9 protein-coding genes and 1 rRNA gene are annotated in these 10,338 nt (G+C 62.2%); 5 read left to right on the forward strand and 5 right to left on the reverse strand.

What is annotated here, in order from left to right; genetic code table 11:
* Positions 1-63 precede the first annotated feature (63 nt).
* Positions 64-185: ribosomal RNA gene (gene rrf, locus ACEWFR_RS23540) — 5S ribosomal RNA — on the forward strand.
* A gap of 117 nt (positions 186-302) precedes the next feature.
* Here rrf and ACEWFR_RS23545 read toward each other — a convergent pair.
* The 3 genes from ACEWFR_RS23545 to ACEWFR_RS23555 form a co-directional block, all read right to left on the reverse strand.
* Complete coding sequence (locus ACEWFR_RS23545) at positions 303-1,649, reverse strand: RNase J family beta-CASP ribonuclease (RefSeq protein ID WP_374063313.1); 1,347 nt, start codon at positions 1,647-1,649, stop codon at positions 303-305.
* An 872-nt stretch (positions 1,650-2,521) separates the two neighbouring features.
* Complete coding sequence (locus ACEWFR_RS23550) at positions 2,522-2,797, reverse strand: helix-turn-helix transcriptional regulator (protein WP_098724585.1); 276 nt, start codon at positions 2,795-2,797, stop codon at positions 2,522-2,524.
* Positions 2,798-3,277: 480 nt separating this feature from the next.
* Positions 3,278-3,472, reverse strand: coding sequence for a cold-shock protein (locus ACEWFR_RS23555; protein WP_006187181.1), 195 nt, complete (start codon positions 3,470-3,472; stop codon positions 3,278-3,280).
* 472 nt (positions 3,473-3,944) lie between these two features.
* Between ACEWFR_RS23555 and ACEWFR_RS23560 the strand changes: the two genes are divergently transcribed.
* From ACEWFR_RS23560 to ACEWFR_RS23575, 4 genes are all read left to right on the forward strand, one after another.
* Positions 3,945-4,670, forward strand: coding sequence for a queuosine precursor transporter (locus ACEWFR_RS23560; RefSeq protein ID WP_374063314.1), 726 nt, complete (start codon positions 3,945-3,947; stop codon positions 4,668-4,670).
* 120 nt (positions 4,671-4,790) lie between these two features.
* A complete protein-coding gene (locus ACEWFR_RS23565) occupies positions 4,791-5,885 on the forward strand; it encodes an aminopeptidase (protein ID WP_374063315.1) in 1,095 nt (364 codons plus the stop codon).
* A gap of 450 nt (positions 5,886-6,335) precedes the next feature.
* A complete protein-coding gene (locus ACEWFR_RS23570) occupies positions 6,336-6,950 on the forward strand; it encodes a DUF309 domain-containing protein (RefSeq protein ID WP_374063316.1) in 615 nt (204 codons plus the stop codon).
* 376 nt (positions 6,951-7,326) lie between these two features.
* Entirely contained in the window at positions 7,327-8,199 is an 873-nt protein-coding gene (locus ACEWFR_RS23575) for an LLM class F420-dependent oxidoreductase (protein ID WP_374063317.1), read from the forward strand.
* 27 nt (positions 8,200-8,226) lie between these two features.
* On the opposite strand, the gene ACEWFR_RS23580 is transcribed toward ACEWFR_RS23575, so the two are convergent.
* Together ACEWFR_RS23580 and azf are read right to left on the reverse strand one after the other, a co-directional pair.
* Positions 8,227-9,198 carry an aldo/keto reductase gene (locus ACEWFR_RS23580; RefSeq protein WP_374063318.1) on the reverse strand — a complete coding sequence of 324 codons (972 nt, stop codon included), beginning with the start codon at positions 9,196-9,198 and terminating at the stop codon, positions 8,227-8,229.
* A 108-nt stretch (positions 9,199-9,306) separates the two neighbouring features.
* Positions 9,307-10,080 carry an NAD-dependent glucose-6-phosphate dehydrogenase Azf gene (gene azf / locus ACEWFR_RS23585; protein ID WP_374063319.1) on the reverse strand — a complete coding sequence of 258 codons (774 nt, stop codon included), beginning with the start codon at positions 10,078-10,080 and terminating at the stop codon, positions 9,307-9,309.
* Between the last annotated feature and the right edge of the window lie 258 nt (positions 10,081-10,338).

Raw genomic sequence — 10,338 nt, forward strand, 5'->3', positions numbered from 1 at the left:
TCGACCAATTCGGTCGAGCGACCGATCGTGGTCTAACGGCGGTTCGATTCCGCCGATCGGCATTACAGCGGCCACAGTGGCGAGGTACCTCCCGTACCCATCCCGAACACGGAAGATAAGCTCGCCTACGTTTCGGTGAGTACTGGAGTGCGCGAGCCTCTGGGAGATCCGATTCGCCGCTCCTATTCATACTAACACCCACACAGCAACTGCTGTGTGGGTTTTTTGCTTTATTTAAAGCGATGACGCCGTCACTCGCTATTCGAAATCTGTAGAAAGAAAAATAGCCGCAGCAGCGTCGCTTAGACCAGCTGGATGACGTTTCCGTTCGAGGTAACGTGGAGGTCGCGTCCAAGCTTGTATCCGCGATTGGAGGCGAGATCGACGTATCCCGAGAAGCCACTCATGTTCTGGTGGGCTGGAATGACGTGCTCGGGCTGCAGCGCATCGAGCATCTCGTAGTGACCCTCCTGACAGAGGTGACCCGAGACGTGGACCTCGTCGTAGATGCGTGCACCTTGCATGCGGAGTAGCTTTTCGGCCTGGTAGCGCTGACCTTCGTTCGTTGGCTCCGGAATAACTCGAGCGGAGAAGACGACTTTGTCACCGTCCTCCAGTTCGTACGGCGTTTCGCCGCGGCCCATTCGCGTGAGCGTCGCTCGAGGCTCGCCTTGATGGCCGGTGACGACGGGCAGGAAGTTCTCCTTGCCTTCGTTCATGATACGTTCGAACGTCTGCTCGATGGACTGGCGGTAGCCGACCATCTCGACGTCGGAGGGGAAGTCAATCCCGATCTGTTTCGCGGTCCCGGAGTAGGTCTCCATCGAGCGGCCGAGGAGGATCGGTGTGCGGTCGATATCTCGAGCGAATTCGATGAGGGATTTCACCCGGGCGATGTGGCTCGAGAAGGTGGTGGCGACGATGCCGCCGTCGTAGTCCTCCATGCTGTAGAGGACGTCCCGGAGGTGTTCGCGCGCGACGTTCTCGGAGGGGGTCCGTCCCTTTTTGTTTGCGTTGGTACAGTCTTCGATGTAGGCGAGGACGCCTTCGCCTTCGCGACCGATCTCGCGGAAGCGCTCCATGTCGATCGGGTCGCCGATGACGGGCGTGTGGTCCATCCGTTTGTCGAGCCCGTAGACGACTGCGCCTTCGGGCGTGTGGAGGACGGGGTTGATTGCCTGGACGATCGAGTGTGTGACGTTGACGAACTCGAGTTCGACGGCCCCGGAGTCGCCGATCGACATCGTTTCGCCGGCGTCCATTTTGACGAGTTCGTTCTCGGTGTTGAACTTCCCTTCCTCCTCGAGTTCGCCTTTGACGAGTTCGAGCGTGAACGGCGTCGCGACGATGGGTGCGTCGTACCGGTGTGCGAGCTTGCTGATCGCACCGATGTGGTCGAGGTGGCCGTGGGTGGGGACGATCGCTTTGACGTCTCCCTCGAGCTCGCTCATGACCCGGTCGTCCGGGATGGCTCCCATATCGATCAGGTCGAGGCTGTGCATTCCTTCGGTTCGGATGTTGTCGTGAATGAGAACCTTCGACAGGTTCAGTCCCATGTCGAAGATCACGATGTCGTCACCGGCGCGGACCGCCGTCATCTGTCGTCCGACTTCTTCGTAACCGCCAATTGTCGCAATTTCAATTTCCATTGTTGTAGGGCCGATCATAGCAGTCCCGTGGTCAGTCGTGCAGCCGGAATGGCTGCTGGGAGCGGCGTCCTGCGACGTGAGCCGGCTTCGATCGCGTCCGCGGCGGCTCGAATCGAAGGCTCAGTCCCGACCGTGCCAGGGACAGCGCCTATTTCGGTTAGTGAATTAACGACTCTCCCGACGTAAGTAGTTCTGGGTTTTGGGGTCGAAGCGACGCAATTTGGTGAGCTCGAGGAACTGTCTCGAATCGCAGACAGTTCGCGTCCGTCGACCGATGAAGCTCCGGCTCTTCGAGGAGTATCGTCGGTACTGTCCATATCGGGGACTCGTTCGTGATTCGTAGCTATCGATGGAGCCGAGGTGGGAGTCGGGTACGGAACGTGGAGCGTCCCACGCGATGCGCGGTACGATCCTGTGGCTGCCGGGCCCAGAACGGTCGATCGAGTCGAGTTGTGACGAGCGATTGGGGCTCGTGATTGCAACTCAAGGGGATTCGGTTCGTGGTCATTGAGAGCAAACGGTCGGCTGTAACTGGTTTCGGAGCAACCCATGCCGTATCGAGAGTGCTTCGGAACGGACTTGCAGCCGGCCGTATCAGCCCCGCCCTGTCAGTAGTGGTGGGACGAAAGGCGGAGACAGCTGCTGGAACGAAAGTCGCGGGTGATCTCACTATTGAGTGGTGAAACGAGACCGATTCTGCCGACAGGTGTCCGCTGGTGACGGTGTACAAGCGGGTTCTGCCGTCAGTGTGGTTACACCGAATCGGTTTGCGAGTGTGGGACAGCACCTGCTATCCGCCGATGTCGGCCTATCCCGTCGGTACGTGTCGCTCAGCGATCGGGGTGGAGAGTGCGGGACTGGTGGGTGTCGGACTAGTCGTCGATATACTGTTGTTCCCACTCCCGGCGCTGTTCGATCGTTTGTCGGCCGCGATCACTGATCTCGTAGTAGTTAGTTCGTCGATCGAGCTCCCCCTTCTCGACGAGGTCTTTATTGACCAGTGTGTCGAGATTCGGATACAATCGGCCGTGATTGATCTCGCTATTGTAGTATGTCTCGACTTCGCTTTTCACGTCCTGACCGGAGGGCTGATCGGCCCCTGCGATCACGTACAGAAGGTCTCGTTGAAACCCTGTCAGATCGTCCATTTTGTACTCGAGTGAACGAACGGGTACCCGGCTATTTGTTATCGATTTCGTATCAACCGTTCCGCATACGTTCACCGAAGCTAACTAAGTCAATCAGACTAATATCTCGCGTTTCGTTTCGTAAGGACATGCTAAATCCGGTTACGAAGCCGTACAGACAGGCCGTCTCGAGACTTGTTACGGATTTCGTGAAAGTTACGCAAAACGAAACAGACCGCTAACGGTCGCTCGACCGAAACACTATTCATCGAGTTGACTGATTGTCGCTGTTCGACACTGTCAGTACGGATGACTCAATCGGCTAATAGCGATGACACGAAACCGTCGCTATAGTAACAACTGCAACGATTTACACACTGATCGCACAGCTGTCGTGCGATCAGGTGTGCAGTGACTTGCAGTGGCTACTATAGCTATCGTGTTGTGTGCTAAAGAATGATAATCGAATGTGAAACCCGTTACCGAACGTAAAAAGCCGTTTTACAGGCGGGTGACGTTGGTGGCGCGGGGGCCCTTGGGGGCCTGTTCGATATCGAATTCGATGTCTGTACCTTCTTCGAGGTCCGGACCGCCAACGTCTTCCATGTGGAAGAAAACGTCATCGTCTGCGTCGTCCGTCTCAATGAAACCGTAGCCGCCTGTGTCGTTGAAGAAATCAACGTTTCCTTTCGCCATTGCAATTCAATCGAGGCCCGGGATACGTATAACAGTTGTGTTACGGATCGCCTGTCGAAACAAAAAGAATTTCGCCGTGGACTCGACGGTCATCGGACTGTGGCGGTAAAAACAGCGAAGTCGGTTTTTCTAGATCTCCGAGGTATTGACGCCGGTGATAGCGAACCGTTGACCCTCACGAGACGGAAAACGGGTCGGCTCGAGAGAGGGGCGGACAGTTCCTCTCGGTGGTAAGCGGACGAGAAGACACCTATTTCGCCATTCATGCTCGAATTCGGCTGACCGTCCGTCCAGAACCGGCCGCGGCTCGACGGGCGGCTGTGACCGTCTTGAGGACGATTCTGGGAGGACGATTCCGGGACCCGCTCACGGGCGACGACCACCTGATGAGAATATCTCTTGCGGACCGTGGTCACCCTCGAGGTGTACTGGAATAGTATCGTTTAGGTGGTTCCGATGGGTATGCCGCGGCATGAACCGGACAGAGCCCCGGGGAGTGCCGACGATCGCGCAGGTCGCGCTGATCGGTCTCTTCGTGACCGCACTCGTCACCGCGCAGTTGACTGCGTCGAAGGTACTCGCGTTCGAACTCCCGGTGGCGCTCCCGGTAACGGGGGCACAACTCGCGTTGCCCGGAGCGGCCCTCGCGTACGCGTTGACGTTCCTCGCGAGCGACTGTTACACCGAACTGTACGGCCGCCGCGCGGCCCAGATCGTCGTCAACGTGGGCTTCGTTCTGAACTTCGTCGTCCTCGCGCTCGTCTGGTCGACGATCGCCGCGCCGGCCGCCCCCTCGAGCGTCGATCCCGCTGCGTTCGAGACGGCACTCGGTGCATCGACGAACGTGGTCCTCGGGAGTCTGTTGGCATACCTCGTCAGCCAGAACTGGGACGTGATCGTGTTTCACCGGATTCGAGACTACACCGGCTCGGAGAAGCTTTGGCTCCGCAACATCGCGTCGACGGCGAGCAGCCAGGCGATCGATACTGTCATCTTCGTCTCGGTCGCGTTCGCCATCGCACCTGCCGTCCTTGGCGTCGGTGCCGTTCTCCCGACTGACGTCATCCTCTCGTTGATGGTCGGCCAGTACCTGTTGAAACTCGCAATCGCTCTCCTCGATACGCCGGTCGTCTACGCCATCGTCTCGCTCGTGCGCTCGCGCGAGGGGCTCACCGCCGAGGAGACCCACGCCGCCTGAGTTCGCCTCGTCAGGAAATCATTTCCAGGGAACCACGAACCGTCCTGCGGTTGCTCGGAGAAATCGGTACAGCAGACCGCATCAGTGGCTACTATAGGAGCTCGCTCGAGAGGAACGACCATGGACGAACGCGTACGCGAACACGCCGAGGTGCTGGTCGACTGGAGCGCTCGCGTCGAAGCGGGCGATGACGTCGTTCTGTCGGTGGGGCCGGACGCGCACGAGCTGGCGGTCGCCGTCGCCGAAACACTCGGCGAGCGGGGCGCGAACCTGCTCGCGACCTACGGCTCGGGTGAAGTCACGCGGGCCTATCTCCGGGCTCACGACGGCGATTTCGACGCGAATCCGGCTCACGAACTCGCACTGGTCGAGAACGCCGACGTCTATCTCTCGCTCGGCGGCGCGCGGAATACGAGTGCGACGGCCGATGTTACCGGCGACCGGCGGCGAGCGTACAACGAGGCCAGAAGCGAGATTCGCGAGAGTCGATTGGGGACCCGCTGGGTGTCGACGGTTCATCCGACGCGCTCGCTCGCCCAGCAGGCCAACATGGCGTACGAGGAGTACCAGGAGTTCGCGTACGACGCGATCCTCCGGGACTGGGAGTCGCTGGCCGAGGAGATGGCCCAGTTGAAAGCGTTGCTCGACGAGGGGAGCGAGGTACGACTCGTCTCGAGGGGGACCGACCTGACGATGCGGATCGAGGACCGGACGGCAGTCAACAGCGCCGCGTCGGTCGCCTACGACTCGCACAACCTGCCCAGCGGCGAAGTCTTCACTGCACCCTATGCGACCGAGGGAAAGGTGACCTTCGACGTCCCGATGACGATACGGGGGGACCCCGTCCGGGACGTCCGCCTCGAGTTCGCCGAGGGTGAGGTCGTCGATTACGACGCCGAGCAGGGTGGGGACGTGATCGGCGAGATCATCGAGACGGACGACGGAGCCCGCCGGCTGGGCGAACTCGGAATCGGGATGAATCGGGGTATCGACCGCTACACGGACAACATCCTCTTCGACGAGAAGATGGGTGACACCGTTCATCTGGCGCTCGGCCGGGCCTACGACGCCTGTCTCCCCGACGGCGAGTCCGGAAACGACTCGGCAGTCCACGTCGACCTGATCACGGACGTCAGCGAGGACTCCCGCCTCGAGGTCGACGGTGAAGTAATTCAACGAAACGGGACGTTCACGTTCGAGGATCGCGAGGGCTGAGTTCTCGAGACGTTCGGTTCGAAGCGGCGAGCGCTGTGAGTCGTCGAGACGGCTTCGACGACTCGATGGCGTTTTTGCTGGCGGTACACGAGTTATTACACGGATGGATTCGAGCTCGTCTCTCCCCTCGAGCGACGGTACGGATGTCTTACGGATCGGTGGCCGCTCTCTATACCGTGGGAAGCAATCGCATACTAATATGTATGGCCGGCCTCACCTCGAGTACCGCCGGGCCGGTGGCGGCTAGTAACCGGTTAGGGCGTCGACACGCCCTGGATTTCGCCCAATCAACGGTTGTCTGTCCCGCCCTGCCGGAGGCGGTAGTGTGCTGTCGGTACCCCGGCGACGCGGCGTCCCCGCTCCCGGTGTGACCCGGTCGCCGTTGCCGGCAGGATATCCGGCGGTCACCGTTTCCGTCACGTTCTCGAGTCTCGAGCCCCAAGGACGGCTATGCGCGATCGGCTTCGGGCTGGCGTCGCCATCTTCAACAGTGGCCACTATCACGCCGCCCACGACGCCTGGGAGGACCGCTGGCTCGAACTCGAGGCCGGAAGCGACGACGAACGCCTGCTTCACGGGCTTATTCAGTACAGCGGTGCGGTCTATCACGCCCGCGAGCGCAACTGGGAGGGTGCCGTCGGGCTCGCTGAGAGCGCCGGCGAGTACCTCGCGGGGCTGCCCACCGACTACCGTGACCTCCGCCTCGAGCCGATTCGAGTGGCCCTGGATCGCCTCGCGGCCGACCCCGAAATCATCGAGCGGCGGGCGCCGGGACGGATCGAACACGAGGACGACAGTCCCGGCCTGGCGGATCTCGGCTTCGAGCCGACGGCGATCGCGGCGATCGTCCTCGCCGAGGAGTTCGGATATGACGAGGAGCCGGTCGGACGGGCTCGAGCGTACGCGCGGCGGGATCTCGAGGCGGGTGATGACGGCAGCGTCTTCATCACGCTACTGTTCGATTTCGTCCGCGAGGACGAGAATCGCGGGATCATCTCCCAGCGGCTCACGGATCACGTCGGCAGGCGACGGGCCCGCGAGGAGGATGTCGACGGGTTGTTCTGATCGGTTATCGATGCTCGAGAATCATTGGTGCTCGAGAACGGTTGTTAGGTCAGTCGCGGAGCGTTCGAGGAGTGACGAAGAGTCGCGTGTTTTCCTCACACTGGCAACAGGGAATCGCCACGCCCTCCCCAGCCGATTCGCTCACTCACTTTGTTCGTTCGCTCATCCCTCGCGCAGTGGTATCGACCGACCTCACTCTCGTTCGGCCGGCCTGCTCACGGATCGCTTCGCTCTCCGTTCGCTTTCGAGGCGCTCCCGCTGGTCGCCCCTCGCCGACAGCGCGCGCCACCGCACGTGGACGGCAAATCCTCGCCAATAGCCGCCGTCGTTCAGTCTCGACGGGAGCTTCAAGTTCGGGCCGGCCGAACGCGAGGGTATGGAAATCGGTACCGTGCTACCGCAACTCGAGATCGGCCACGACCCGCGGACGCTCGCCGACTACGCACAGCGGGTCGAGGAGTCGGGGTACGAACACGTTCTGGCGTACGATCACGTCCTCGGCGTCGATCCCGACCGCGAGGGGTGGGATGGTCCCTACGACTACGAGAGTACGTTCCACGAGCCGCTGACCACGTACTCCTATCTGGCGGGCCAGACCGACGAACTTGCCTTTATGACCGGAATTCTCGTCTTGCCCCAGCGCCAGACCGCCCTCGTCGCGAAGCAGGCCGCCCAACTGGATCGTTTCACTGACGGGCGGTTTCGCATGGGGGTTGGCGTCGGCTGGAACGAACCCGAGTACGTCGCGCTGGGGGAGGACTTCTCGCGGCGGGGGCAGCGAATCGAGGAGCAAGTCGAGGTACTCCGCCGGCTCTGGACCGACGAACTCGTCGAGTTCGAGGGCGAGTTTCACGAGATTCCGGACGTCGGCATCCGGCCGCTTCCGGTCCAGCAGCCGATTCCGCTCTGGATGGGCGGCATGGCCGATCCGGTCAAGCGCCGCGTCGCTCGGATCGCGGATGGCTGGCTCCCGCAGTTCCAGCCGGGCGACGAGGCCGAGGCCCACCTCGCGGACCTCTACGAGTACGCCGAGGCGGCGGGCCGCGACCCCGACGATATCGGCCTCGGCGGCCGGATGTACGCCATCCCCGGCGAGGAAGACGAGTGGGTCGAACGCGCGCAGGCCTGGCGGGAGCTCGGCGCCGACCACCTCTCGATCACGACGATGTACCAGGGGCTCGAGGGCGAGGAGCACGCGACCCACCTCGAGCGGGTCGCCGAGGTGCTGAACGGCGTCGATCTGTTGTAGCGGGCGCTTCGCGAGCGGCTCGTTCGACTATTCGTGACCCGCCACCGGCAGTGGCTCGTAGGGTTCCTCGAGGGATTCCATCTCCGACTCGGAGAGATCGATCTCGAGGGCCTCGACGGCGTCTTCTAAGTGTTCGACGCTGGTCGTCCCGACGATGGGGGCGTCGACCCAGTCCTTGTGGAGCAGCCACGCGAGCGATATTTGCGCCATCGAGACGCCCTTCTCGTCGGCGAGTTCCTGAATCCGTTCGTTGATCTCCTCGCCGCCGCCCTGAAGGTAGGACATCTGCTCGAGGTACTTGTCGGTCTGGCCGCGGGTCGTCGAATCGATCGCTTCGTGGGGGCGGGTCGCGACGCCGCGGGCCAGCGGCGACCACGGGATGACGCCGATGTCCTCGCTCTCGCACAGTGGCAGCATCTCGCGTTCCTCCTCGCGGTAGAGCACGTTGTAGTGGTTCTGCATCGTGGCGAAGCGCTCGAGGCCCAGTGCGTCGCTCGTGTGGAGGGCGTCGGCGAACTGGTGGGCCCACATCGAGGAGGTGCCGATGTAGCGCACCGTCCCGCGCCGAACCGCATCGTCGAGCGCGCGGAGGGTTTCCTCGACCGGCGTGTCGTAGTCCCACCGGTGGGTCTGGTAGAGGTCGATGGTGTCCATCCCCAGCCGGTCGAGACTCGCCTCGAGTTCCTGTTCGATCGCTTTGCGGGAGAGGCCGCTCGCGTTCGGATTGTCGGGATCCATCTCGCCGAAGACTTTCGTCGCGACCACCTGCGAATCGCGGTCGTACCCCTCGAGTGCGTCGCCCAGAATCTCCTCGGACTCACCCGTCGAGTAGACGTTCGCGGTATCGAAGAAGTTGATCCCCAGATCGATCGCGCGGTCGATGAGTTCTGTGCTCTCCTCGGGCTCGAGCATCCACTCCCGATCCGTCCCGAAACTCATACAGCCCAGACAGATGCGGCTGACCGTCATTCCAGTGTTTCCGAGCGTGGTGTACTCCATGCGCGCTGATCCGACGCCGAGGGACAAAAGGGCGGGGCACGTCCGAGTCGGTTGCCGGCTCTCGCCGGCGCGGGAGCTGCAAAGTCGAGTGGCGACGGGAGAGTGCGATCAGGCGTCGGGTTCGACGACCCGGTCCTCGCCGTCGTAGTACGCGGAGTTGTCCCGCGGCTCGTAGTCGAGCACCTCGCGGGCGCGCTCGAGCGAGTAGTACTTCCGATCGTTGTCGGAAATACCGTAGACGATCTCGTACTCGTAGTCGGCGCGGATGCAGCGGTCGAACAGGTGTGCACAGTCGCGGTAAGAGAGCCACATCGCCTGTCCGCGCTCGTAGTCGATCGGCGGATGGCCCTGCGTGAGGTTGCCGATGCGGACGCAGACGACCGAGAGGTCGTATTCGTCGTGGTAGTATCTCCCCAAGGTCTCGCCGGCGGCCTTCGAGACGCCATAGAGGTTGCTCGGTCGGGGGAGTTCGGTGCCGTCGAGGAGGTAGTCGTCGTGCTCGCGGTACAGGTCGGGCGTGCGCTCGTCGGTCTCGTAGTTGCCAACGGCGTGGTTCGACGAGGCGAAGACGACCTGCTCGACGCCGGCGTCGACGGCGGCCTCGAAGACCGTCTGGGTGCCGTCGATATTGTTTGTCAGGACGCTGTCCCACGGCGCTTCGGGGCGCGGATCGCCCGCGAGGTGAACCACGACATCGATTCCGTCCATCGCCTCGCGGACGGCGTCCTCGTCGGTGATATCCGCAACGACGAACTCGCCCGGCTGGTCGTCCGTCGGGGGATCGCGATCCAGTAACCGCCACTCGTGGTCGTCCGCGAGGCCGCCGAGGATGGCGTCTCCGACTCGCCCCGCAGCCCCGGTGAGCAGGACTGACTGTGCCATTCGTTCGGTGTGAGGGACAGCGTCGATAAGTACCATGCGGTTCCGCGGCAGTTCGGGCGGTAGTGTCACGCGCCCCATCACGGACACCGGAACTACCCCCGTCTCGTTCCCGGCCGATGATCCACATGCGGTGGCCCAGCCGATGATCTACATGCGGTGGCGCGCGCTGTCGACCGACCGAACGAGAGTGAGGTCGGGCGACGACGCTGCGCGAGGGATGAGCGAGCGGTGCGAGGGATGAACACAGTGAATCCCTCG

It is taken from the genome of Natrinema sp. H-ect4, from assembly GCF_041894845.1.
Classification (GTDB): Archaea; Halobacteriota; Halobacteria; order Halobacteriales; family Natrialbaceae; genus Natrinema.